Origin of the sequence: Tolypothrix sp. VBCCA 56010, assembly GCF_050875635.1 — a bacterium.
Lineage (GTDB): Bacteria > Cyanobacteriota > Cyanobacteriia > Cyanobacteriales > Nostocaceae > Hassallia.
The window spans coordinates 1-287 of the sequence record NZ_JBPAOH010000494.1 but is presented as its reverse complement, the minus strand read 5'-3'; the positions used below and the strand labels follow the sequence as shown (position 1 = coordinate 287).

At 41.8% G+C, this 287-nt stretch carries 1 protein-coding gene; it reads right to left on the bottom strand.

The window, feature by feature from the left end; all coding sequences use genetic code 11:
• Positions 1-287, bottom strand: a 287-nt coding sequence (locus AABK37_RS42100) for a transposase (protein WP_432557284.1), incomplete at both ends; no start/stop codon positions are given.

Genomic DNA, 287 nt, shown 5'->3' with positions numbered 1-287 from the left:
GTTACTGCCTTTTTGCTTACGAGCAAGGCTTTGTTGTTTCTTTCTGAGGTTACGGGCATATCGTTTGGTATGACGTGGGTTATCGAACTTGCTCCCATCGCTAGTAATGCAAAAATGAGTTAGTCCTAAATCAATTCCTACTGCTTTCCCCTCAATGGAAGGGGTAGGATATGGTTGTCTATTATCAACTAAAATTGAGGCATAATATTTGCCATCCGCAACCTGGGAAACCGTAACAGTTTTAATCTGCCCGTCAATTGGACGGTCTTGTTCGCAATAAATAGATC